At 41.5% G+C, this 25,419-nt stretch carries 17 protein-coding genes, 2 tRNA genes and 1 pseudogene; 11 read left to right on the top strand and 9 right to left on the bottom strand.

What is annotated here, in order from left to right; translation table 11 throughout:
• Positions 1–86: 86 nt before the first annotated feature.
• The 4 genes from FJ709_RS10290 to FJ709_RS10275 all read right to left on the bottom strand — a co-directional run bounded on the left by FJ709_RS10290 (position 87) and on the right by FJ709_RS10275 (position 8,096).
• Positions 87–686, bottom strand: coding sequence for a pentapeptide repeat-containing protein (locus FJ709_RS10290; RefSeq protein WP_226409980.1), 600 nt, complete (start codon positions 684–686; stop codon positions 87–89).
• Complete coding sequence (locus FJ709_RS10285; protein WP_226409979.1) at positions 679–3,393, bottom strand: bifunctional acetate--CoA ligase family protein/GNAT family N-acetyltransferase; 2,715 nt, start codon at positions 3,391–3,393, stop codon at positions 679–681. Before FJ709_RS10285 ends, FJ709_RS10290 begins: the two co-directional genes overlap by 8 nt.
• A 327-nt stretch (positions 3,394–3,720) precedes the next feature.
• A complete protein-coding gene (locus FJ709_RS10280; RefSeq protein WP_226415927.1) occupies positions 3,721–6,897 on the bottom strand; it encodes an efflux RND transporter permease subunit in 3,177 nt (1,058 codons plus the stop codon).
• Positions 6,898–6,899: 2 nt separating this feature from the next.
• A complete protein-coding gene (locus FJ709_RS10275; protein ID WP_226409978.1) occupies positions 6,900–8,096 on the bottom strand; it encodes an efflux RND transporter periplasmic adaptor subunit in 1,197 nt (398 codons plus the stop codon).
• A 179-nt stretch (positions 8,097–8,275) separates the two neighbouring features.
• Here FJ709_RS10275 and FJ709_RS10270 point away from each other — a divergent pair, with 179 nt between their 5' ends.
• Positions 8,276–8,905 (top strand): GNAT family N-acetyltransferase, encoded by a 630-nt coding sequence (locus FJ709_RS10270; RefSeq protein ID WP_226409977.1) that lies wholly within the window; start codon positions 8,276–8,278, stop codon positions 8,903–8,905.
• 133 nt (positions 8,906–9,038) lie between these two features.
• Here the strand turns inward: FJ709_RS10270 and trxB are convergent, their stop codons facing one another.
• Together trxB and msrA are read right to left on the bottom strand one after the other, a co-directional pair.
• Positions 9,039–9,992: a thioredoxin-disulfide reductase gene (gene trxB / locus FJ709_RS10265; RefSeq protein WP_226409976.1), complete on the bottom strand. Its 954-nt coding sequence runs from the start codon at positions 9,990–9,992 to the stop codon at positions 9,039–9,041.
• 202 nt (positions 9,993–10,194) lie between these two features.
• Positions 10,195–10,674, bottom strand: a complete 480-nt coding sequence (msrA, locus tag FJ709_RS10260; protein WP_226409975.1) for a peptide-methionine (S)-S-oxide reductase MsrA — start codon at positions 10,672–10,674, stop codon at positions 10,195–10,197.
• Positions 10,675–10,877: 203 nt separating this feature from the next.
• On the opposite strand from msrA, the gene astE reads away from it, so the two are divergent.
• From astE to dauA, 6 genes and pseudogenes are all read left to right on the top strand, one after another.
• Positions 10,878–11,921, top strand: a complete 1,044-nt coding sequence (gene astE / locus FJ709_RS10255; RefSeq protein WP_226409974.1) for a succinylglutamate desuccinylase — start codon at positions 10,878–10,880, stop codon at positions 11,919–11,921.
• 166 nt (positions 11,922–12,087) lie between these two features.
• Positions 12,088–13,266 (top strand): thiamine pyrophosphate-dependent dehydrogenase E1 component subunit alpha, encoded by a 1,179-nt coding sequence (locus tag FJ709_RS10250; protein WP_226409973.1) that lies wholly within the window; start codon positions 12,088–12,090, stop codon positions 13,264–13,266.
• Positions 13,267–13,269: 3 nt separating this feature from the next.
• Complete coding sequence (locus tag FJ709_RS10245) at positions 13,270–14,247, top strand: alpha-ketoacid dehydrogenase subunit beta (RefSeq protein ID WP_226409972.1); 978 nt, start codon at positions 13,270–13,272, stop codon at positions 14,245–14,247.
• Between the two features lie 8 nt (positions 14,248–14,255).
• On the top strand, positions 14,256–15,872 hold the full coding sequence (locus tag FJ709_RS19720) for a dihydrolipoyllysine-residue acetyltransferase (RefSeq protein ID WP_226409971.1): 1,617 nt from the start codon (positions 14,256–14,258) through the stop codon (positions 15,870–15,872).
• A 110-nt stretch (positions 15,873–15,982) separates the two neighbouring features.
• Positions 15,983–17,050, top strand: a complete 1,068-nt coding sequence (gene nadA / locus FJ709_RS10235) for a quinolinate synthase NadA (protein ID WP_226409970.1) — start codon at positions 15,983–15,985, stop codon at positions 17,048–17,050.
• A 309-nt stretch (positions 17,051–17,359) separates the two neighbouring features.
• Positions 17,360–19,080: pseudogene (gene dauA, locus FJ709_RS10230) on the top strand (C4-dicarboxylic acid transporter DauA).
• A gap of 193 nt (positions 19,081–19,273) precedes the next feature.
• On the opposite strand, the gene gap reads toward dauA, so the two are convergent.
• Together gap and FJ709_RS10220 are read right to left on the bottom strand one after the other, a co-directional pair.
• A complete protein-coding gene (gene gap / locus FJ709_RS10225) occupies positions 19,274–20,284 on the bottom strand; it encodes a type I glyceraldehyde-3-phosphate dehydrogenase (protein WP_226415926.1) in 1,011 nt (336 codons plus the stop codon).
• A 192-nt stretch (positions 20,285–20,476) separates the two neighbouring features.
• Positions 20,477–21,313, bottom strand: a complete 837-nt coding sequence (locus FJ709_RS10220) for a DUF2989 domain-containing protein (protein WP_226409969.1) — start codon at positions 21,311–21,313, stop codon at positions 20,477–20,479.
• A gap of 203 nt (positions 21,314–21,516) precedes the next feature.
• On the opposite strand from FJ709_RS10220, the gene FJ709_RS10215 reads away from it, so the two are divergent.
• The 3 genes from FJ709_RS10215 (at position 21,517) to FJ709_RS10205 (ending at position 23,434) form a co-directional block, all read left to right on the top strand.
• Positions 21,517–22,956 (top strand): glyceraldehyde-3-phosphate dehydrogenase, encoded by a 1,440-nt coding sequence (locus FJ709_RS10215; protein ID WP_226409968.1) that lies wholly within the window; start codon positions 21,517–21,519, stop codon positions 22,954–22,956.
• Positions 22,957–23,230: 274 nt separating this feature from the next.
• Positions 23,231–23,306 (top strand) — tRNA-Gly (locus FJ709_RS10210).
• A 42-nt stretch (positions 23,307–23,348) separates the two neighbouring features.
• Positions 23,349–23,434: transfer RNA gene (locus FJ709_RS10205), tRNA-Leu, on the top strand.
• A gap of 305 nt (positions 23,435–23,739) precedes the next feature.
• On the opposite strand, the gene FJ709_RS10200 is transcribed toward FJ709_RS10205, so the two are convergent.
• A complete protein-coding gene (locus FJ709_RS10200) occupies positions 23,740–25,065 on the bottom strand; it encodes a hypothetical protein (RefSeq protein WP_226409967.1) in 1,326 nt (441 codons plus the stop codon).
• Between FJ709_RS10200 and FJ709_RS10195 the strand changes: the two genes are divergently transcribed.
• On the top strand, positions 25,049–25,294 hold the full coding sequence (locus FJ709_RS10195) for a hypothetical protein (RefSeq protein WP_226409966.1): 246 nt from the start codon (positions 25,049–25,051) through the stop codon (positions 25,292–25,294). The two genes, FJ709_RS10200 and FJ709_RS10195, sit on opposite strands and share 17 nt — an antisense overlap.
• Positions 25,295–25,419: the final 125 nt, after the last annotated feature.

The raw sequence follows: 25,419 nt of genomic DNA, 5'->3' as shown, positions 1-25,419 counted from the left end.
AACTGGCAGCATATAGGTTGTTAGTGATAACACAAAAGCAGGTAAAGCCGTTAAAGTTTTTCATTTAAAATCAATATTTCAAATCATTAGTCGACTAATTCAATTCCCAAACTGTCTAATAAACTTAAGGCCTCATATCGTGAGAACTTGGCCTGTTTAAGGGTATTTTCAAGTACATTAATATTGAAGTTAGTAGACTCAGCAAAGTCAGCTTTTTGTAGATTGGTACGCATAAATAAACTGTGGCTAAAATCACAATAGGTCATGCATGCGTGGGTAAAGTCGCCCCCCCTAAAGTCAACGTCATGGACTTTACATTCTTCTAAGATAAGGCCGTGCAAGGTTAATCCAAAAAAGGAGCTGTCATTGATAATGCAGCGAATAAAAGATAACTCAGGATTAACAGTAAATTTGGGCCAATTGGCTTTTGTCCAATTAATGCCGATCATTTTACATTCTTTAAAACTCACTTCTAGAAACTGCGAGTAATCGACTTTTGCCAAACTGAAGTTACAGTGATTAAAATGACAGTTAACAAATTTACAATGGGCAAAGGTGGTAGAAGCAAAGTCGCAAGCGCTAAATTCACATTCTTCAAACTCTGCCCCAGAGATAAGTCGGGATCCGATAACTAACTCATTAAAAGCTTGATTATAGTATTGTTGATTATCCTGTATTTTAATCACTTTTATCTCTACTTTTTGGCTCGAAAGGCATATGCATTTTTATTAAATGTTCTTCCATATCAAACGAGACTTGAAAGCCTAAAGATTTGGCTAAATTGGCCATGTTACGGTTTTCAAACATGGTAAACCCGGTCAATACCGGAGTGTTATTATTGCGATAATAGTGGATTAATTTTTCCAATAACCGCTTACCTAAACCAATACCTTGGTAGTCACTGCGAACGGCCATAGCAAATTCAGCTTCTGTGTTGTCGGGGTCGGTAGAGGCTCTTACCGCGCCTAAGGTTAACTCTTGGCCATCGGCCAATATTGTGGTGGCAATAAAGGCCATTTCACGGGAGTAGTCTATTTGAGTGAGTACAGCCATTTCTTCATGGGTCATTTTAGACCGCACACCAAAGTAGCGTTTATAGCGATCTTCTTCAGATAATGAATTATCAAAGTCCATATGTTTAGGTTCATCCTCAGGCAGAATAGGTCTCAACATGACTTTCAAACCATTTTTTAGGATCAGGGTTTCTTCTAATTCTTTAGGGTAGGGCAAAATAGCCAGGCGATTACTTGTGTCATAATCCAGCGGATGTAAACGCATATCTACATCGAGTAAAGTAATATTGTCACCCGCGGCTAGCACAGGATTGAGATCCAGTTCGGCAATTTCAGGGCAGTCGATAATTAAGTGTGATATTTGGGTTAGCATCACACATAGCGCATTCATATTCAGCCCAAGCGGTAGGTGTCTATCGCGTAGTTTGTTGGCTTTGAGGGCTTGAATCACCATATAGCGCGCTAACGCCATATTTAACGGTGGTAATGCTACCGCAGCATCTTGGGTTGGATCCCACAGGGTGCCACTTTCTCCTAAGCAAATGGCTGGCCCAAATACAGGGTCGTTGATCACTGATACGCGAATTTCCTGTGCCCCTGAGGTTAAGGCCATTTTCTGGATTACTAATCCTTCAATATGTGCACTAGGATTAATTTGATGAACCCGATCTATTATTGAATGAGCAGCCTGGCTCACTTCCTCTGCACTGGTTAAATTAAGCATGACCCCGTGAACATCTGACTTATATTGTAAGTCAGGTGATTGCACTTTTAAGGCAACCGGGTAACCAGCAGCATCTGCCGTAGCAACTGCATCTTCAATATCACTGACAAACCAGGTGTCAATAGTATTCAAGCCATAGGCTTTTAATATATTACTGACTTGATATGTGCCGAGCACTAACTGGTTACGTTGCTGTGCTGCTTGTAACAGCTTTCTGGCTGTTACGCTGTCGGTTGGAATATTGTCGGGGATAGATTGTGGCACTTCCTGGAGTAATTTTTGATTACGGCGATATTCCACCATATGCATAAAGGCGCGCACAGCACCTTCAGGTGTGCGATAAGTTGGAATACTGGCTTTGTTAAATTTCTTCCTCGCAAGATATGCTGAGTCTTCACCGCTCCAGTTGGTTAAAATGTTGACTCTATTTTTACGCGGATGCTGCTGATAAGTATCAATAACATTTTGTGCAATTAATTCACTTTGTTGTAAAACCGACGGTGAATGCAGGATTAAAATAGCATCAATATTATCTTCATCCATTAGCCGTTTAAGGGTATCACCATAACGATTTGCATTAGCGTCACCGACCATATCAATAGGGTTTTGTTTCGACCAGGTGTTAGGCAGTTGCTGATGCAAATCGTTAATCAACTCTGGTGACAGTTGTGCTAATTTACCGCCTTTAATAATCAGTTCATCAGCGGCAAGTACCGCAGGGCCACCGCCATTACTCATAATTGCAAGGCGTTCGCCTTTTAACACACTGGCATGCGCTAAACTTTCCACTGCGGCAAACAGTTCTATAAGGTCATTAACACGCAACATACCTGCACGCTTAAACGCGGCTTCAAATACCGCATCATTGCCCTGTACACCACCTGTGTGGATCATGGCGGCTTTTGAACCTTCATGGGTTCTGCCTGATTTAATCACGAATATAGGTTTATTACGTGATGCTGCCCGAGCGGCAGATAAGAATCGGCGTTTATCATTAATTGAATCGATATAAAGCATGATAGCTGAGGTTTTACTGTCTCGGCCGAGGTAATCCAGTAATTCATCAAAATCAATATCTGAGCCATCACCGAGTGAAATAAACGATGAAAATCCAATGTCTTTGTTGTTTGCCCAGTCTAAAACTGTGGTACAAATTGCCGATGATTGCGATACAAAAGCCACTTTACCTTGTTTGGCACTGGCGTGGGCTAAACTGGCATTTAGGCCAATAGTGGGTAAGATCATGCCTAGACTATTGGGGCCAAGAATACGCATGCCGTAACGTTTTGCATGTTGCAGGGTAAGATGTAATAAATTTTGGCCTTGTTCATCAAAGGTATCTGCCATGCCACTGGCCATAATGATGGCCGCTTGACAGCCAAATTGGGCTAAACGTTCAACTATTGCTGGTACTCGGTGAGCGGCAGTGCAGATAATTGCCAAATCGGGTTTTACCGGCAAGGCTTCAATACTTGGATAGGCCAATACGCCCATTACCGCAGTATATTTTGGGGTGACTGGCATTATTGGACCAGAAAAGCCCCCGGATAATAAATTGCGCATCACGGCGCGGCCAGCCCGGGTAGGAGAGTCAGAAGCGCCAATTACAGCCACTGATGTCGGCTTGAACAATGCAAGAATACTTCGTTGACTCATTTAATGCTCCCTTTAAAATCCAACGCGTTAGCTTTGTAAGCATATATCGTGATGAGATAAGCTGTTAACTAGTGATGTATGTCCACCTATCTACCATATTAAGACAGGCTGGGACATTAATTACTCTTTGTTGTTTTGTCGTATAAAACCCACAACCTAGAATAACACTTCAATCGCAGTCATTATGTGAGTTAATCTTATAACAGGCACAAATCATATTCTATTTGTAGTTATTTTTATGCTAATCATTATAGGCGTAACATTGAACTATAAAAATGCCAGCATATGCTGGCATTTTTATTTTAATAAACCACTCAAACCTACACGTTATGTGGATGCCTGATGAGTGTTTTTCTCCGGAACATAGATGCTAATAAGCTTACGCATCATACTTTTACTGTCTTCTATGGCAATATACAAACAGGGGATTAAGCATAAAGTGACCACGGTCGCAAACAACACACCAAATGCCAGTGACACCGCCATTGGTATTACCATTTGAGCCTGCATACTGGTTTCAGCCATAATAGGCACCAAACCAATAAAGGTGGTCAGTGATGTCAGCATAATGGCTCTAAAGCGTCTACAGCCCGCATTTAATACTGCTAACTTCATTGGCACCCCTTGTATGCGTGATTTATTGACATAATCTACCATCACCAGACTGTCGTTAACTACAACCCCTGCTGCGGCAATAATACCAAATACTGACAGGGCACTTAAGTCTATATCTAAGATGATATGTCCTAAAACCGAGCCAATAACACCAAATGGGATCACCGACATGATCATGATAGGTTGTAAATACGAGCGCAGTGGAATAGCAAGTAAGCTGTAAATCACCAGCAAAGAGATAATAAAGTCACGGGTTTGGGTGTCTGCACTGTCTAATTGCTCTTGAATACTGCCAGAGACTTCACTTTTTACTCGTGGATATTTAGCTAATAGTTCAGGGATAAAATTATCCCGTATATCTTTGGCTAACTTGAATGGCTCAGCTTGCTCTGCGTCCACAGAAGCCCAAACGTTAATAGTCCGGTTACCGTTTTCACGTCGAATACTGTTCACACCTTGTACCACTGAAATTTCAGCGACTTCCGATAGTGGAAGCTCTGCACCTTGGCTGGTTTTAATTAATACATCCTGCACTAACGCAATAGAGTTACGTTGCTCTTCAGGGTAACGAAGCATGACTTTAATTTCTTCGCCGTTGCGAATAATACGTTGTGCTTCTAATCCATAAAAACTGTTACCGACCTGACCCGCAATATTGGCTAAGCTCAGTCCTAAACTGTGGGCCAGTGGCTTTAGTTCAAATTGCACTTCTTTAGCACTTGATTGTCGGCTGTCATTGATGTCGCTCACACCTTTTAGTGAGGCAAGCTTGTCTCTTAGTGCAAGGGAGGCTGCCACTAGTTGTGATTCATCTTTACCTTCTAGGCGGAAACTAATATCGCCATCTTCTCGGCCACCACCAAATAAACTGTCTTGTATAGTGAAGGATTTGACCCCAGGAATAAGCGGCATGGCTTGACGCCATAGCTCAGCCACTTCAAAGGTATTGATAGGACGTATACTTGGGTCGACTAATTTAGTCATAATTTCTGCGCTAGTACGACCGCGAAGATCTATCTGCATTTCTGCAATCATGCCTTGACCATAGGTTTTAACCAGTTCTTTATCGACATTATACAAGGTAGATTCAATGGCTAATGCGGCTTCAAGAGTGGCTTTTTCGGATGCATCGACATTCATTTCCACTTTAACACGTGGAAAATCGTGAGGAATTTTAGGTTGACCGATAAAGCGGACTAAGCCACCAGCATATAAGCCAACACAGATCAGGATTAAGCTAATAAACACCATTATCACGGTATAGCGGTACTTAACCGCCACTTCTAAGCTTGGGCGGTAAACGGTTTCAATAAACCAGCTTAGGCCAGTATCAACGTGCGATTGCACATAGTTAACCCCATTGCGTAACCAATCCAATGGATTTTTAGACCCTGGCTGAACCACTTTAGGCTTTTTCATATGGGCTAAATGCGAAGGTAAAATCAGTTTTGATTCAACCAGAGAGAAAAACAAACATAAAATAACAACATAACCAATAGCTTGACCAAAGGCACTTGAAGGACCATTGTCTAAGGTTATCGGTAAAAATGCGGCAATTGTGGTTAATACACCAAATGTGGCAGGCATAGCTACGCGCTGTACACCGCGAATAACGTTCTCTACATTTTGACCATTTTCTTGACACTCTGTGTGGGCACTTTCACCCATTACAATGGCATCGTCGACTACTATCCCTAGCACTAAAATAAAGGCAAATAAGCTTATCACGTTAATGGTGACGTCGATAAACGACAGCGGCATAAAGAGCAGCGTACCTAAGAAACAAACAGGTAAACCCATCATGACCCAAAAGGCGAGACGCACACGTAAAAATAACGCTAACATTAAAAACACCAGCACTGCACCGGTTTTCATGCTGTCTAGCATCAAGTCTAAACGACCTTCTAAGTAATAGGTCATATCTACCCAAGGCTCAAAATTGACACCAGTGGGAAGAGATTTCTGTTTCTTTTCTACATAGGTACGGATAGTTTCAGCGACATCGGTAATACTTTGATTACGCGCAGCACCAATAAAGAAAGTGACTGAGTTTTTACCATTAAACTTAGAGTACTGAATACCATCTTCAAAACCATCGGTGACGGTTGCGACATCACCGACTAATACGGTAGTGCCATCCTCTAGTGTGAGCAGTGGTAAATCTTCAAACTCATAACCGACATACGCCTGGTTTTCTACTCGTAGATTAATATAGCCGTTTTCCGCTTTGATTTGTCCCGCTGACATATTGCGAGAATAGCCGCGTACCGCTTCTGCTACATCATTAAAGCTTAGGCCGAATTCACGCAAACGATCTTTACTGACTTCGATACTAATTTCATACGCCAAACCACCATAGTATTCGGTGATATTAACCCCTGGCAGTTGCATCATCTCTTGATGAATACGCTCACCTAAATCTTTTAACTGACGTTGCTCTAAATCGCCATATAAACTGAGGTACATGACTTCTTGACGTATTTTAATTTGTTCTACTTTTGGCGGTTCCATGCCAGCAGGGAAGGTAGAGATTGAGTCAATTTCAGACTTAACTTCTTCCAACACTACCTGTGGATCATACTCATCTTCAATTTGAAAATAGCCATTTGCCATGTTTCTATTTGAATAAGTGATAATTCTTTTAAGGCCTTGAACCCGCTCAAGTGCTTGTTCAATTTTAACCGTAATGCCTTCCTCAACTTCCTGTGGTGCCGTGCCTGAATAAACTGCGCTGAATTCAATCCAGTTAATTTCTACCGCAGGGAAAAACTGTTTACGGATAGAGTTGGCGGTGAGTAAACCACCGATGATGATAATGATCATTAACAGGTTAGCTGCAACAGAGTTACGCGCAAACCAGGCAATTAGCCCCTTATTGGTGTCCTCCATCATTAATCCTCACTATCCATTGCTAATTCAGTGCTTTGTGCTGCTTCAGCTTGGGTCTCTTTTTGCAGTATCCTGTCTTCTGGCAGTGCTAGCTTCATGCCTTCAATAGGATAATCTAATGCTGAGGTAATCAGTTTCATGCCATTTTCAAGACCATCAGAAATAACTACTTTAGAGCCTTCTTGACGCAGCATGGTGACATCTATGTAACGTAATAATTTTTCATCGTCCATAATAGCAACTTGACCGTTAACAATCAGGTGACGAGGAACAATGGTAACTTCTCCAGCGCTTGCACCGCTAATATTGGCGGTAACATAAGTGCCATATCGTAATTCGCGCTTGTCGGCTTTTAATCCATAGGGATCAACAATTTCAGCGACTAAGTAGGTCATACGGCTTTTACTGTCTACAACGCCTTCGCTGCGAACGATTTTACCGATCCATTCTTGTTTACTGCCGGCAAAGTTACCAACTAGTTCAACAGTGGCATTAACGCCTTTGGCTTCAAGGTATTGAATTTCTTTATCTGCTAGCGGTAAGCGGACTTCTGCAATGTCAGTACTTAATAGTGCCCCGACAGGTGTGCCCTTGCTAACATAAGAGCCTAAACCCACTTCTCGGCTAGAGACTAATGAATCATATGGAGCGCGGATAACCGTTCGTTCAAGATTTCGTTGTGCGCGATGTAAGCCCGCTTCTGCACTTTTTAATTTTGCTATTTCTTGTGCTAATTGCGGTTTACGTAGACTTAAATCAGTAGGCGTTCCGTTACTAATTTGAGCCCATTCTGTTTCAGCCACTTTTACGTTAGCGCGTTCTTGTACCAAGGCTGCTTTTGCCGAAGCAATACTGGCCTGAGCATCTAATAAATCGGCTTCATAGTCACTGGCATCAATTTTAGCTAAAATATCGCCAGCTTTAACAAATCCACCTTTGACAAATGAATCAGATAAATAGGTTATTTCACCCATTACCTGTGACACTAAATTGGTATTATATTTCGGATTAACTACACCATATGACGATACGTTAAACATCATTGGCTGAAATTGGATCTCTTCGACTGAAACCAAAGGAGTGGTATCCAGTGCAGGTTTTTCTTCAGGCGGCTTTTTTAAAGCTGAAATCCCTGCTAATGCGCCAATACCCAGTCCTAAGACAACTATGGGTAATATAATCTGTTTTTTTGTCGCCACGACTCTTCCTCAATTTATCTGATTATTTTTATGTAATGATTGTTGTCAGTTTTATCTTTTTAGCCTGGTTGCAGTTTCGTTTCCAAGCATATTTAAGGTTATATTAATCTATATGTTGTTTGTGTGTTATTTCAATGTGTAAACTTGTGTGTCAATAAGCGAATAAATACGAGATATTAATGGAAAATGATCACGCTTGTCAGCCTATCACCGCCGAATCGGTACCTACTGTTATTGAAACTGCGCGTCTGAGCTTGATACAAATGTCTTTAAATGAACAAGACTTACTGTTTGAGCTTGATCAAGATGAAGCCGTGATGCGTTACATTAATGGTGGGCGTAAAACAACCATGGAAGACATTGAACAACGCTTTATGCCCAGACTACGCCGCTATCATAATCCCCTAAAAGGATATGGTTTATGGAAGGTTATTGCTAAAGCCGCATTTGTTACTACTGAGAGCAACAGAGTTACAGAAGAGCGGGCTGGGCAGTTTTTAGGTTGGATTTTAGTGAGGCCGATGTTCTTTTTTACTGATAATCCTCATTTACATGACATTGAGCTCGGCTGGCGTTTTAAGCAATCTACCTGGGGAAAGGGCATCGCCACTGAGGCGGCCAAGGCAGTTGCTGATCTAGTTACTAATCATACCGAAGTCACTTCATTGAGTGCGATAGCCGATGAAGATAATACTGGCTCAATTAATATTATGAAAAAGTTGGGCATGACCTTTGTTAAAAAACAAGCTCATCCTGATGTTCCTGACAATCAGCAAGTGGTTTTTTATCGTCTTTCGCTTAACAAATAGCCGTGATGTAGTACCTCAGCGAACGTAAGATTATTATCCTCGCTGACAAGGGTCTACATACAAAAATGCCAATCTTGCGATTGGCATTTTTAATTGTGCCCTTTAATCCAAGGATCAAAGCGAACAGAAATGATTACTTAAGTGCGTCTAGGTAGCGTTCTGCATCTAATGCAGCCATACAGCCTGTACCAGCAGAAGTAATAGCTTGACGATAATGTTGGTCCATCACATCACCACAGGCATAAATACCTTCAATACTGGTTTGGGTCGCATTACCCTGTAAACCACTGTTCACTTGTAAGTAACCGTGATTCATTTCTAATTGACCGGCAAAAATACCAGTATTAGGACTATGACCAATGGCAATAAATACGCCAGCGACTTCTAAGTCAGTGATTGAACCGTCTTTGGTACTTTTTTTCTTCAGGCCGGTTACACCCATGTTGTCACCAACCACTTCTTCTAGAGTTTCATCTAAGTGGAGAATGATATTGCCGTTAGCCACTTTATCCATTAAACGATTAATTAAGATTTTTTCAGAGCGGAAGCTGTCACGACGGTGAATAAGGTGAACTTCTGAGGCGATATTACTTAAATACAGCGCTTCTTCAACCGCAGTATTACCACCACCTACTACAGCAACTTTCTGGTTGCGATAGAAAAAACCGTCACAGGTAGCACAAGCTGATACGCCACGGCCCATAAAGGCTTCTTCTGATGGTAAGCCTAGATATTTAGCTGATGCACCGGTGGCAATAATTAATGCGTCACAGGTGTATTCGCCATTGTCGCCTTTCAAGCGAAATGGACGTTCAGTTAAAGTCACTTCGTTGATGTGATCGAAAAGAATTTCAGTATCAAACTTTTCAGCATGCTTTTGCATACGTTCCATTAGTGCAGGACCGGTTAAGTCATCAGCATCGCCTGGCCAGTTTTCAACTTCAGTTGTCGTGGTTAATTGACCACCTTGTTGCATACCTGTGATCATGACAGGTTTTAGGTTGGCACGCGCTGCATATACTGCAGCGGTATAACCCGCTGGGCCTGAACCTAAAATCAATAGGTTACTATGACGAGCTTCACTCATGTTAATTCTCCGATTAGATACGATACATTGCGCAATAAAAAAAGTGCAATCAATAAAAATGCAATTAGGCAGGATTGTAGGGAATTTAGCAAAGCGGGTAAAGGGTGCGGTTATGATTGATAATCGATTGAGGCAATCTAATCTGTCAATAAATGGTGTCAGTGATGTATTAATCAACAGACACCTTGATATTGTCAGGTCATTAATATGCGATATGACACGAAGGCAGATTATTTTTTTCTAAATAATTTTGATGATAATCTTCAGCGATATGAAAAGTTTGTAAAGGCACTATTTCAGTTACTATATGGCGTTGTCCCCAACGGCCACTACGTGCAAAGGCCAACTTAGACGCTTCAGCCTCAGCTTTTTGCTGCTTATCATGGAAGAAAATAGTACTGCGATATTGGTTACCGATATCACCACCTTGCATATTCAGTTGTGTCGGGTTGTGATTTTGCCAAAAAACAGTTAACAAATCATCATAGCTCACCACAGCAGGATCGAATTCAACTTGAACGACTTCAGCATGACCGGTTGAGCCAGTTTTAACTTCTTTATAGGTTGTTGCAGTATCTTTTCCGCCCATATACCCACAGGTAGCATTACTTACGCCGTTAATTTCACGAAAAAAGTATTCAACACCCCAAAAACAACCCGCACCAAAAGTTGCTAACGCCATGACACACCCTTACAAAAGTTTTAATAGAAGTCTAGATGGCTATAATTGTGTTCAAGTTTAACCATTATTGCAAGCATTGATTCGTCTTTAACTGCAGTTTAGTGGCGATCAATTTCATTTTGTTTGGCTTGTGGTAGAATTAGACGTAGGAAATACAAGCAAACTGTCCAGATTTGCATAATAAAAACAACAAGGAGCTTAAATTGACTTTACCGCTTATGGATACCAGAGATTTTCTAGCTTTTACTTTAGCAAGCCCGCTTTCACTACCACAGCAGTACCATTTTCATTTAGGGGACCACACTCAGGTTGATATCCTTGATACCGGTGTGATTGTATTTACCCCGTTAACTGCAACTGCCACTGCTAAAAAAGATATTGTACTGTCGTGTGCTGTGCATGGTAATGAAACCGCACCGATTGAGATTTGTAATCAACTGATTAAGTCGTTATTGAGTGAAACTATTATTACTCAACATCGACTATTGTTTTTAATTGGCAATCCTTCGTCAATACTTAATAAAACCCGTTTTCTAGAAGAGAATATGAACCGTTTATTTAGCGGTGCCCATTCAAAAGGACAGGGGTTAGTTAATGCTGAGCGTATTCGTGCCAAAGCTTTAGAAAAGTATGTGGCCGACTTTTTCAATAATGGCGTATCAGGTAGTCAGCGTATTCATTACGATTTGCATACAGCGATACGCCCATCAAAACATGAAAAATTTGCTATTTATCCATACCGCCCAGGTCGAGCATTTAGTGGTGAGCAAATGATGTTTTTGGCTGCATGTGGCGTCGACACCATATTGTTTCACCATGAGCCCACAACCACATTCAGCTATTACTCTTCTGAGCACTTCAAGGCCGATGCGTTTACGGTTGAGTTGGGTAAAGTCATGCCATTTGGCGAAAACGATATGACTCGTTTTGAAGATACCCACAAAATGTTAACGGCGTTAATTACCCAAGATGTGGTCAAGTTGCCAGACTATAATTCAGCATCATTGAATTTATACAAAGTATCGCGTTCAATTAATAAAAGTGCTGACGATTTTGCTTTCAGCTTTGCTAATGATGCACCCAATTTTAGTCAATTTAACCAAGGTGAAACCCTTGCAACAGAGGCCGGCACTGAGATAAAAGTGCAACAAGAAGTCGAGGCGATAGTGTTTCCTAATGCTAAAGTACCTATAGGTCAACGAACCGTATTGTGCCTAGTACCTGCACCAAATGAAGATGTACAGTAGGCTACTGAGTTAGCGTAAAGCAAATTATACAATTTAACAGACTAAGAATTCATTAATGGCCTGGCTAAACTATTGTATGGAAGTTTACGTTAACGTAATGTTTGTCGGCAAACTATAATTAGACTGCTACTCTTGAGGTAGCATCTCACAAGAACAAGAGCACATTATGAGCAACGCACCACTGAGCAACGAAACAGTGCATCGTGTCAGCTTTCTCGACAAGGCGTCATTGCACATTCCCATTTTGCGTGTTTTACAGGCAGATGGCAACACTTACGAAAACGCAGTGTTACCCGTTATCGATCAAGATTTAGCGGCGAAAATCTATGACACTTGCATATTTACCCGAGTTTTAGATGAACGTATGTTAGGTGCACAGCGCCAGGGGCGTATTAGCTTTTATATGACCTGTACCGGTGAAGAGGCGGCCATTATTGGTAGTGTTGCTGCGTTAGACCAAGGTGATGTGATTTTAGCTCAGTACCGTGAGCATGCTGCACTGCGTTATCGTGGTTTTACCACTGAACAATTTATGAATCAGATGTTCAGTAATGAAAAAGATTTGGGTAAAGGCCGTCAAATGCCAATCCACTATGGTAGTAAAGCGCTTAATTACCATACTATTTCATCTCCTTTAGCCACTCAAATACCGCAAGCTACTGGCGTTGCATATGCGCAAAAGCTAAAAGGCGAGCGTAATGTCACTATTTGTTATTTTGGCGAAGGTGCAGCATCAGAAGGTGACTTCCATGCAGGCTTAAATATGGCCGCGGTGTTAAAAGCCCCAGTCATCTTTTTCTGCCGTAACAATGGCTATGCTATTTCAACCCCAACAGAAGAGCAATTCGCGGGTAACGGTATTGCCAGTCGCGGTGTAGGTTATGGCATGCATACTATTCGTGTTGATGGGAATGATATGTTGGCTGTACTGGCTGCAACACAGCAAGCGCGTGCTTATGCATTAGAGCACAATGCACCAGTATTAATTGAAGCCATGACGTATCGTCTTGGTGCGCATTCATCATCAGATGATCCATCGGGATATCGCTCTAAAGATGAAGAAGCAAAATGGCAACAACATGACCCGGTAAAACGCTTCAAGCTATGGTTAATCAATAAAGGTTGGATTAACGAAGCTGATGACAGTAAAGCCCACGAGAAATACCGTGAAGAAGTGCTTGCTGCGGTGAAAGTCGCCGAGAAGATACCTGTACCTCGATTAGATGAAATTATTGAAGATGTGTTAGATCAACCAACTGCAGTGCTGAAAAAGCAGCTTAAAGAGTTGAAAGAACACATCAACAAATATCCTAAAGCCTATCCAAAAAGTGCAGGGAGACTATAAGCCGTGGCTCAAATGAATATGTTACACGCCATCAATGAGGCGTTATCAATTGCCATGAAAGCCGATGAGCGCATGGTAGTTTTTGGGGAAGATGTTGGCCACTTCGGTGGTGTTTTTCGAGCAACTTCTGGATTACAAGAGCAGTTTGGTCGTGATCGCTGCTTTAATACACCACTAACCGAACAAGGTATTGCGGGTTTTGCTAACGGTTTAGCTGCACACGGCATGACCGCGGTAGCTGAGATCCAGTTTGCAGATTATATTTTTCCAGCGTTCGATCAAATCGTCAATGAAACGGCTAAATTCCGTTATCGCAGTGGTAATGAGTTTAATGTGGGTGGATTAACCTTCCGCACCCCTTATGGTGGTGGTATTGCTGGTGGTCATTATCACTCCCAGTCTCCAGAAGCGTACTTTACCCAAACTCCGGGATTAAAAGTGGTTATACCGCGTAATCCTGAGCAAGCTAAAGGATTATTGTTAGCCTCAATCCGCGATCCAAATCCAGTGATTTTCTTCGAGCCAAAGCGTTTATATCGCGCATCCGTTGGGGAAGTGCCTGAAGGCGATTACATTATCGAACTTGGTAAAGCTGACGTGGTTAAACAGGGCACAGATGTGACTGTTTTAGCCTGGGGCGCTCAGGTTGAAATCGTTGAGAAAGCCTGTGCTATGGCGGCTAAAGAAGGTATTTCATGCGAAATTATCGATTTACGTACCTTAGCACCGTGGGATATCGATACTGTGGCTAAGTCGGTTAAGAAAACAGGCCGCTTAGTCATAAACCATGAAGCACCATTGACAGGTGGTTTTGCGGGTGAAATCGCGGCGACGATTCAACAGGAATGTTTCTTACATTTAGAGTCTCCGATCAATCGAGTCTGTGGTTTAGATACACCTTATCCACTTATTCATGAAAAAGAATATATGCCAGATGAGCTGAAAACATTTGAAGCCATCAAAACCACAATGGCATTTTAGGAGTGGGCATGATTAAAGATTTTATTTTACCCGACATTGGTGAAGGCGTTGTTGAATGCGAGTTGGTGGATTGGTTAGTTGCCGAAGGTGACACAGTAGAAGAAGACCAACCGATAGCTGATGTGATGACTGACAAAGCGTTAGTGCAAATACCGGCTCCTAACGCTGGGGTGATCACTAAGCTGTACTATGCCAAAGGCGAGATAGCGATAGTACACGCACCTTTATATTCAGTCAGATTAGCTGATGATTCAGATGCAGACTCTGCTGAAACTATCCCTGCGTCACAAACTGTGACGGCAACTGCTGATACTTCAACCGTTAATGTCAGTGGTGCAAATGTATCAAGCACAACAATTGAAGACTTTCTATTACCCGATATTGGTGAAGGCATTGTTGAGTGTGAATTAGTTGATTGGTTAGTTGCAGAAGGTGAAATGGTTGTTGAAGATCAACCCATTGCTGATGTGATGACAGATAAAGCGCTAGTACAAATACCAGCAATGAAAGCCGGTAAAATTGTGAAGCATTATTACCGTAAAGGTCAGTTAGCTAAAGTGCATTCACCTTTATTTGCCATTGAAGTTGAAAGTGAATTTGTTAATACTGCTGCGACAGCTGAAGTTGTCCAACAAGATACTCAGCACGCAGCAAGTTCAAACCACAGTTCGTCTACGGAACCTGTTACTCAAGGTAAAGCGCTAGCTAGCCCAGCCGTTCGCCGTTTAGCGCGCAGTTTAGACATTAACATTGCCGATGTGTCAGGTTCAGGTAAGCATGGTCGTGTATACAAAGAAGATATAGAACGTCATCAGCAAGGCGGAGTTGTTAACTCTGCGCCAGTGTCAACGGTTAACGCTTTGACAACAGCGCCTTCAGCGACAGTTTCTAGCTCTGTTAATACAGCAACTATTAATACAGCAGATCGTGTCGAGCCAATTAAAGGCGTTAAAGCCATTATGGCGCGAATGATGGTTGAATCTGTATCGACTATTCCTCATTTTACCTATTGTGAAGAGTTTGATTTAACTGAGCTGGTCGCATTACGTGAAACGATGAAGCAGCGCTATTCAACTGATGAAGTTAAGCTAACTATGATGCCTTTCTTTATGAAAGCCATGTCTTTAGCATTAACTCAGTTCCCGATTTTGAATAGTCAAGTCAATGCCGATTGCACAGAGTTAACCTATAAGTCTCGCCATAATATTGGGATGGCGGTTGATTCAAAAGTGGGTTTGTTGGTACCAAACGTCAAGGACGTACAGTTAAAATCTATTTTAGATATTGCTGCTGAAATCACCCGTTTGACCACAGATGCAAGAAGTGGCCGAGTATCACCGGCGGATTTGAAAGAAGGCACAATTTCTATTTCAAATATAGGTGCATTAGGTGGCACAGTCGCAACGCCTATTATTAACAAACCTGAAGTCGCTATAGTGGCATTAGGTAAGTTACAAGTATTGCCACGTTTTAATGCCAAAGGTGAAGTTGAGGCGCGTAAAATCATGCAAGTCAGTTGGTCTGGCGACCACCGTGTGATTGATGGCGGCACCATTGCGAGATTCTGTAACTTGTGGAAGCACTATTTAGAGCAGCCACAAGAGATGTTAATGGCTATGCGCTAGTCAGCCTAAACAGAATAAATGCTAATTTGATAAAGGACGCGTAATGCGTCCTTTTGTTTTAGGGTGATTTTTCGTATAATTCGCCCAAGATCCACACTATTGGAACCGTTATGAGCTTGTCGGCCCCCCAAATCGAAACGATTAATTATCCATTTCCGCCTAAACCCGCAGTCTTATCTGCTTCAGAGAAGCTGGCTTATAAGGCACGCATTAAGCAATTACTGATTGATCACAATGCGGTTCTCGTTGCCCATTATTATACCGACCCTGAAATTCAAGCCTTGGCAGAAGAAACCGGTGGTTGTGTATCTGACTCATTAGAAATGGCTCGTTTTGGTCGTGATCATCCTGCGAAAACATTAATTGTCGCAGGGGTCAAATTTATGGGTGAAACCGCTAAAATTTTAAGCCCAGAAAAAACCATTTTAATGCCAACTTTAGAAGCAACCTGTTCATTAGATTTAGGTTGTCCTATTGAGCAGTTCAATACTTTTTGCGATGCGCATCCTGATCATACAGTGGTGGTTTATGCTAATACCTCAGCGGCAGTGAAAGCCCGTGCAGATTGGGTTGTCACCTCAAGCATTGCATTAGAAATTGTAGAGCACTTAGATAGCCAAGATAAAAAAATCATCTGGGCACCGGATCGTCACCTAGGCGCTTACATTAATAAACAAACTGGTGCTGATATGCTGTTATGGCAAGGCGACTGTATTGTGCATGATGAGTTTCAAGCCAAAGCATTACGCGAGCTTAAAAAACAACATCCAAGTGCAGCTATTCTGGTTCATCCAGAATCACCTGCTAGTGTGGTTGAACTTGCTGATGCAGTAGGCTCCACTAGTCAGTTGATTAAAGCCGCGCAAACCATGCCAAATGATAAGTTTATTGTCGCAACCGATCGCGGTATTTTCTATAAAATGCAACAAGCGGCTCCCGGTAAAATATTACTTGAAGCCCCAACCGGCGGCAACGGCGCAACCTGTAAAAGCTGTGCCCATTGCCCATGGATGGCGATGAATGGTCTACAAGCCATTGAAGCCTCGTTATCTGATATGGATAAAACAGACCACGAGATTTTTGTCGATGATGAACTACGCATAAAAGCATTAATTCCACTGACACGCATGCTAGATTTTGCCAAAGAATTGAACATGAAAGTGAAGGGTAACGCGTAAGCGTTAAGCTTGTTGTGAAAATAAAATATCAAGCCGACATCATGTCGGCTTTTTTGTTTAGTCAGAAAAGCTGACAGCTCTACTTATTATAATGACAGTGAACTCACCCAGGAAAAGGCTAGATAATTCAAAGAGTATTAACACGGTACACTAACCACATTGGTACCTGATCTATTTGTGTTATCAAACATTACCATATAATTATAATGAAATTACCATTAGATGGTAATTAAATTCGATTGTACTGTAAGGTAATCGGCCTATAATTAGGGGTATCTTGACGCCGTACCAGGTTATGGGATTATAGCAATGAAATACCGCACACATTTATTTTCTCTTCGTATAGGGCATGCACTGCGAGAGACGTTAAAAGACGCGCCCTACAAAACCAATGCATTCACTAAAGATTTATTAGCCGGCTTAACCGTTGGCATTATTGCTATTCCATTAGCAATGGCCCTAGCTATTGCCATAGGTGTTGCGCCGCAATATGGTTTGTATACTGCCATTATTGCTGGGTTTATTATTCCACTCACTGGTGGCTCACGTTATAGCGTGTCTGGCCCTACTGCCGCGTTTGTGGTGATTCTCTATCCCATAGTGCATCAATATGGTTTGTCTGGTTTACTGCTGGCGAGTATTTTGTCTGGGCTAATTCTGATCGTTATGGCGCTGCTTCGACTTGGGCGCTATATCCAATATATTCCCGAGTCAGTCACGTTAGGTTTTACTGGTGGTATTGCGGTGGTGATAGCCGTGCTACAAGTGAAGGATTTTTTAGGGTTAAATATTAGCGAAATGCCAGAAAGTTTTGTCGGTAAAGTCATTACTTTAACCCAAGAAGTTCCAGGGTTTTCTGGACCTACGTTACTGGTGGGATTAAGCACCTTAGTGGTGTTTATTTTGTGGCCAAAACTCAAGTTGGCGGTGCCCGCACATCTTCCTGCTGTTGTTGTTGCTAGTGTGGTGGCGCTGGTACTGAATCAACTTGGTTTTCATGTGGCAACAATTGGCTCAACTTTCAGCTTCACCTTAGCCGACGGCTCAGTCGGTGCAGGTATACCATCCATGTTGCCTGACTTTCAATGGCCCTGGTTACGCGCTCAAGGGGGGAAGCACCATTGGTCTTCAGCTGGCAATTAGCCAGCGACTTATTGTCCGCAGCTTTTGCGATTGCCATGTTAGGCGCAATTGAATCGTTACTGTGTGCTGTGGTCCTAGACGGCATGTCAGGTAAAAAGCACAGTGCCAATAGCGAGTTACTTGGCCAAGGTATAGGTAATATTGTTGCACCGTTTTTTGGTGGTATTACCGCGACTGCTGCTATTGCTCGTTCTGCTGCTAACTACAAAGCGGGTGCGATAAGCCCTATCGCGGCGATGATCCATGCGCTGGTGGTATTAGTGTCATTATTATCGCTCAGTACTGTTTTGGCGTATATCCCCATGGCGGGCATGTCGGCGCTGCTTATTATGGTGGCATGGAACATGAGCGAAGCGCCTAAGATTGTCCATCTTGTTAAAAAAGCGCCTGCCAGTGAAGTATTAGTGTTGATGGTGTGCTTGTTACTGACTATCTTATTCGACATGGTGATTGCCATCAGTGCCGGCATCATATTGGCGTCGTTACTATTCATGAAGCAAGTAGCCGACATGACCAAGGTACATGACATAAGCGAGCATAAGAAGCACGTACATGTTGAATTACCGCCGCGCTGGAAAGTCTTCAAAATCAATGGTCCATTATTTTTTGCTGCCGCAGACAGTGTCTTTGGTGAGCTGGCACATTTGAGCTGCGACCAAGATGGCGTGGTGTTGTATTTCGACGGGGTGTCTATTTTAGATTCTGGTGGTGTCTCTGCGCTGTATAAGTTTATTGATAAATGTCAGCGTGATAATACTCGGGTATTATTGGCCGATTTTCAATTTCAGCCACTTAAAACCTTAGCTAAGGCAGGTTTTAAGCCTGACGGCGTGCAGTGCGTGACGTATTCAACTTTAGCCGATGCGCTAGAGGATGTTGTTAAATAAAGATAACAATCACCACAATGAAGTATTAATCTCAGTGGTAAACAGATAAGCCTGTATGACGTTAAGTAATGAATTTGAACTAATAAGCTTTAACTACAAGTAAATTACAAATAAATTACAAGTAATAAAAAGCCCCGCATAAATGCGAGGCTTGTAAGCAAAACTAAATCCAACCAGCTAATCTAAAAGTAGATTACTTAGCGTTCATTAGTGCAACAGCATTATCTAACATGCGGTTACTGAAACCCCATTCATTGTCATACCATGACATCACTTTCACTAAACGGCCGTTAACACGTGTTTGTGTTGCGTCGAAATTAGAAGAGAAAGGGTTGTGGTTAAAGTCGATAGACACTAATGGCTCAACATTAATCGCTAACACTTCAGACATTGGCGCCTTTAGTGAAGCGCGGGTAATGATGGCATTAACTTCTTCTACCGTGGTGTCACGAGATGCTAAGAATGTTAAATCAACTAAAGACACGTTAATGGTTGGCACACGTACTGCTAAACCGTCAAATTTGCCTTGAAGCTCAGGAACCACTAGACCAACAGCAGCAGCTGCACCAGTTTGAGTTGGGATCATTGACATTGCAGCAGCACGAGCACGACGTAAATCTGTGTGATACACATCAGATAAACGTTGATCGTTAGTATAAGAGTGGATAGTGGTCATTAAACCTGATTCAATACCTAACTCATCATTTAACGGTTTAGCAATAGGTGCTAAACAGTTAGTGGTACAAGAGGCGTTTGAAACCACAGTCATGTCAGCGGTTAATACTTCGTTGTTTACGCCGTAAACTACGGTAGCATCAACATTTTTACCCGGCGCAGAAATAAGCACTTTCTTTGCACCAGCAGTAAGGTGTGATTGTACTGATTCCTTTGAAGTGAAAATACCAGTACATTCAAACACAACATCAATTTTTAACTCAGCCCAAGGCAACTTTGATGGGTCACGTTCTTGGAAAGTTAAAATTTTGTCACCATTAACGTAGATAGCTTCTTCGTCATGATCAACTTTAGCGTTAAATCGACCATGTACAGTGTCATATTTAGTTAAGTGAGCATTAATTGACGCATCACCTAAATCGTTTAACGCAACGATTTCGATTGGATAGTCTTTTTCGCTTTCATAAAGCGCACGTAAAACATTTCTACCGATACGGCCGTAGCCGTTAATTGCAACACGGATAGTCATCTCATATCCCTCAATTGAAAATAAATTTGGTGGCATATAAATCGCCTGGTTGTAAAATTACCAAATTGACGGCTTTCGTCAAGCTAAATCGGTCTGAAAAGCGCTTTTAGACCTATAAATTTCGTAATTTTTATCCATTTTGTGCATTTAGTGGCTTTTTTAGACAGGAAATTGAAAGTGTTTATGCATAACTTATTTATCTTCTAATAACTGAGCACTGATTGAATTGGCAAAATTAGCGCTTTTTATGTCTATGATTAAGGCTTGCGCTTGTGTATCTAAAACAGTCGCTAATTCAGTATTACCATTAATCAATCCGTTGAGTTGCTTTTGATCAACTTGATTATCAGTCATTAACGAATTGGCCTTGGTAAACAAATATGCGTATTCAAAATTTTGTTGTTGCTGAAAAACACTGGCCAAACCTAACAACCAGTCAGGATTAAATTGTTCAGCCGCAACGGAGGTAAATAAAAAGCGGTATATTCGTTTGGCATCCACTGGAGATACACGAACATAATAAGCTGCTAATTGACTCAGTATTTCTGGATCGTCAATTGCGCCATTTTGATAATGTTTGATAACAATATCTTGTGAATTTTTATCGTTGAAGCGTATCCAGCGGTAATAAGCTAAGTAAATATCTGGATTGTCCTTGGTATAGTCGCGTAATTCACTCAATGTCTGGGTGCTGACAGCAAAGGCTCTTGCACGTTCTTGGGTTCGCTGCGGATTTAATATGTGCTGAACCCCTGCAGCTAATTCGATACAATTACTGTAGTTTTCCAGATGAATGAGTTGTTGATAAAGTTGCAGACCAGTCGGGTTTTCGGTTTGCTTTAATTGTAGTCTATGGCGGATTAGGTCGGCTTTTTCAAATCGACACCAACTATCTTGGTGTAAATCGGCACAAATTTCAGGATTATTTTTACAAATCATGTCGCTGTTTCGGTCATTTTCACAGCCCAAAAGGCCTAAAAAACCTATAAAAAAACTAAATGATGTAATTATTACTAGATTTTGCTTCAAAAGAGGCTCCTGGCGAGTAATTGTCTAATAAAATTACAGGTTTAGCGAAAATTAGTTACTGGCGAAATGCCACTGATTTCATTACAATGACGCCGACCTAGCGGGGATGACTCCCCATCAATACACTAATTATTGGTCTTTTCTTTTTGTTACTCAAACCTTTCTAAAACTATTTAAAGAAAAGTGAGATAAAGGAACCCTACATGAGCGCAGATAAACATCTACAAAGCTGGCAAGAACGTTTTGAAATGGCAGAAGCCATGCAACCTTTACTTGGTAAGTTATATCGTAACCAAGGTGTCGAAGTTGTGGTATACGGCAAGCCATTATTAAACGCATCAACCATTGAAATCATCAAGTCTCACCGTTTGGTTCGTCGTCATGTAGGTGATAAATTACGACTACGTGAAAGCTTCCCATTTATTCAAGCTCTTAGCAAGCTTGCTGTCAAGCAGTGTAAAGTCGATATTGGTAAATTAGCCGTAAATTATTGGCGCGACCACAGCGATGCTAGCCAAATAGAAGCGTATATGGCTACTGAGTTATCAGCGGGCATAAATTATGGTGATGATACGCCAGCACGTGACGTGGTGTTATACGGTTTTGGGCGTATTGGTCGTTTACTCGCGCGTTTATTAATTGAACGTACAGGTAAAAGTAATAAATTATGCTTACGTGCCATTGTGTTACGTGGCGGTAAGAAGGGTGATTTAGAGAAGCGGGCAAGTTTATTACGTCGCGATTCAGTACACGGGCCTTTCAATGGTTCAGTAGAGATTGATGAAGAAAATAATGCCATTATTGCAAATGGTACTTATATTCAAGTTATCTACGCCAATTCACCTGATGAAGTCGATTATACCCAATACGGGATCAAGGATGCGCTGATTGTCGATAATACAGGTATTTGGAAAGACGAAGCCGGTCTTGGCTTACACCTTAAGAGTCCTGGCGCGGCAAAAGTATTATTAACCGCACCAGCGAGTGGCGCAATCAAGAACGTGGTTCACGGTGTTAATGATAATGATATTCTGCCAGAAGACACCATTGTCTCTGCGGCCAGTTGTACTACTAATGCAATAACGCCTGTACTTAAAGCATTAAACGATAAATACGGTATTGAAAACGGTCACGTGGAAACAATTCACTCGTACACCAATGATCAAAATCTAATTGATAACTACCACAGCGCAGATCGCCGTGGTCGTAGTGCCCCACTTAATATGGTGATCACTGAAACTGGTGCGGCTAAAGCGGTGTCTAAGGCGCTACCTGCATTAGAAGGTAAATTAACCGGTAATGCGATCCGCGTCCCAACGCCTAACGTGTCTATGGCGATAATTAGTGTCAATTTAAATGCTGAAACTAACCGTCATGACTTAAATGAATACTTAAAAGATATGGCTTTATTGTCTGAATTGCAGAATCAAATCGATTTTACAGAATCGACAGAAATTGTATCAAGTGACTTAGTCGGTTCACGTTATGCCGGTGTGATTGATTCTCAAGCGACTATTGCTGAGGGAAAACGTGCCATTTTATACGTTTGGTATGACAACGAGTTTGGTTATAGCTGTCAAGTTGTTGGTGTTATGCAAAAAATGCTTGGATTAACCACGTTATCTTTACCAAATAGCCAATAGATAACTCAGTCCCTGCTGTCGTTTAACGAGCAGGGAATGGATATTTAGAAAAAGTACCTTAGGGTACTTTTTCTATTTTTAGGTCTATCTGTTAACTTTTAAACAGTGATGAACGTTTATTCAGCAGTTAACTCAAAATAACCAATAATTGTTATTTTATTGATTGACTCTGAAAGTGAAAACGGTAGAATGCGAACCCGCACTAAGGGGAACTTCACCGCAAGGTGAGTATAGTTAAGTGTGTTAAAAGTAAAATTGCAATAAACAAGTAAATGCGACATTAGCTCAGTTGGTAGAGCGATACCTTGCCAAGGTATAGGTCATCGGTTCGAACCCGATATGTCGCTCCAAATTTAATTTAAATTGTGCATTTCAGTTTAAATAAATGTTTTGCCCGAGTGGTGGAATCGGTAGACACAAGGGATTTAAAATCCCTCGCTGAATAAGCGTGCCAGTTCAAGTCTGGCCTCGGGTACCATTATTAGACTCTTTTAATTGCAAAGTTAAAATAGAGTGATGGATAAAAAAGCCTCGACATTATGTCGGGGCTTTTTTATATCTATGCATTTATCCGTAGGGTCAATTTATCCTAGTCTATTTAACTGTTCTGACTCATGTTTATTCTAAAGTAAGCTCAGCTTATAGAAATAATAGTTCACCTGAGAATCACTTGAAAAGAGTGACGAGATTAGAGCTGGATAGCATTAATACTTTATTTGATGCGAAAAGGCCTTCGCCATAACCTGCGAAGGCCTTTTATAAAACTATGACCAGCTAATAGTTTTAGTTACAACCAGTCCATGTAATGCCGTCAATACTGCACTCATTTACTTTAGTTCCATCATCCTGAAGAGTGGCTTTAGTCCATTCACCTAAACTATTCTTATCAATTTGCACCAAGCTGTTATTCATCCGTTTACGCCAATGGTGAGTGTCAATCGACACATGCTCATCCCAGCCCTTTGGCAGAATAGATAAATGCTCGATAAGTTCGGTAGCATTAAGCTGTTGAGCCTTATCCTTCATATTTATCCAGTCAGGCAATGACGCAAATTCAGGATTCGCCTCACGGAAAATAAATTCAGCAAAGTAGTCCATGCCATTTTCGGAAAACGACACCGTATGCATACGATCTAGAGGAACCTCAAGATTTTGTGTGCACTCAGACATTGCATTAACAGAATTAAATTTAGGGATGTTAGTTAATTGATACTCAATATCATCTTTTTTAAAGGTGACTTGTTCAGAAGCAGAGCAATTATATCCACGCTCTATATCGTAGTAAGCATCTTTACGGATCTGTAATTTTCCCGCGAATGTTTGATCTCCCCAACTACTATTGTGGGCAACTACGTCAGACAAGATAATATCGACTTCAAATAAGTCTTGTTCCATTTTAACAATGTTCAGTATCCAACCGTCTGATAGGCTGACAAAAGTCTCTCGGTACCAAGCATTATCGAATTGATATTTTTCATCCTTATTTTTATCTTGATAAATAATGACTCGAATTTCTACAGCGTCAGGATATTGTGCTTGTATATTCGCTTTATGGCCAAAAGAGGCCTTTAACCCTTTGACGATAGCCTGAGCTATTTCATAGGCTTGAGTATTATTATCGGCGATAAAATCAGCAAAAATTTGTGCTTCAGAAAGATTATAATGAGTCACTAAGTATATCATTACTAATCGAATTTCATTTTGCAGGTCATTTGTGAGCTGAACATTATTTTTTAAATTCTCACAGCTTAAGATAGGCTGTTGAGCTGCTTTTAGCTTGGCAGAGATTTGCTCCCATAATAGCGATGTTAGTGGTGATATATGACGGATTTCATCATCTGTTAGCGGGGTAATAGAAGGTGGTAATGCCATCTGATAAGCCTCTGTCACAGGGCCAGTATCTTCATCTATCGTGCCCACAGGCACATCCACATACATAGTTGAATATGGGACACATTCAGCATGTTCTGGAGTGAACTCAAACGCATATTCACCCGCTGCACCAGATATTGCAGATGGCTCGCTATCTACATCAAAAATACTGTTGCCATTTATATCTAACCACACAGTTGCACCAGACACATAACCGTCAATGACCTTACCAGACAAACCTACAGTCACCGGCGGCGGTGGAGGCGGCGGTGGAGGCGGCGGTGGAGGTGGCGGTGGAGGTGGCGGTGGAGGTGGCGGTGGAGGTGGCGGTGGAGGAGGCGGTGGTGGAGGAGGTGAAATTACTTCAGTATCGGCTGAATTTGAGCTACCACCACAAGCCGTTAATGATAACGTGATAGCTATCGCGACGGGTACTAGCCACTTATTTGGAACTAAGGTCATGTAATATCCTTACTACATTATTTTTATTTTGATCTAATGGCTAAACCAAAAGAATCAATTTAAATTTTTTTAATAATTTAATCAGATGGTTAAGCTTTTTTTGAGTTGGAATGGGGCGGGAAATGGATT

This window comes from Shewanella glacialimarina, from assembly GCF_020511155.1.
Lineage (GTDB): Bacteria > Pseudomonadota > Gammaproteobacteria > Enterobacterales > Shewanellaceae > Shewanella > Shewanella glacialimarina.
This window is presented reverse-complemented; position numbering and strand designations above follow the sequence as displayed.

Bases quoted from the DNA above. Each gene is read 5' to 3' on its own strand.
- FJ709_RS10215 (WP_226409968.1), top strand. From the start codon at position 21,517: ATGAGCGCAGATAAACATCTACAAAGCTGGCAAGAACGTTTTGAAATG.
- FJ709_RS10285 (WP_226409979.1), bottom strand. From the start codon at position 3,393: ATGAGTCAACGAAGTATTCTTGCATTGTTCAAGCCGACATCAGTGGCT.
- nadA (WP_226409970.1), top strand. From the start codon at position 15,983: ATGAGCTTGTCGGCCCCCCAAATCGAAACGATTAATTATCCATTTCCG.
- FJ709_RS10250 (WP_226409973.1), top strand. From the start codon at position 12,088: ATGAGCAACGCACCACTGAGCAACGAAACAGTGCATCGTGTCAGCTTT.
- gap (WP_226415926.1), bottom strand. From the start codon at position 20,284: ATGACTATCCGTGTTGCAATTAACGGCTACGGCCGTATCGGTAGAAAT.
- FJ709_RS19720 (WP_226409971.1), top strand. From the start codon at position 14,256: ATGATTAAAGATTTTATTTTACCCGACATTGGTGAAGGCGTTGTTGAA.
- msrA (WP_226409975.1), bottom strand. From the start codon at position 10,674: ATGGCGTTAGCAACTTTTGGTGCGGGTTGTTTTTGGGGTGTTGAATAC.
- FJ709_RS10270 (WP_226409977.1), top strand. From the start codon at position 8,276: ATGGAAAATGATCACGCTTGTCAGCCTATCACCGCCGAATCGGTACCT.
- FJ709_RS10280 (WP_226415927.1), bottom strand. From the start codon at position 6,897: ATGGAGGACACCAATAAGGGGCTAATTGCCTGGTTTGCGCGTAACTCT.
- trxB (WP_226409976.1), bottom strand. From the start codon at position 9,992: ATGAGTGAAGCTCGTCATAGTAACCTATTGATTTTAGGTTCAGGCCCA.
- FJ709_RS10195 (WP_226409966.1), top strand. From the start codon at position 25,049: ATGACCTTACCAGACAAACCTACAGTCACCGGCGGCGGTGGAGGCGGC.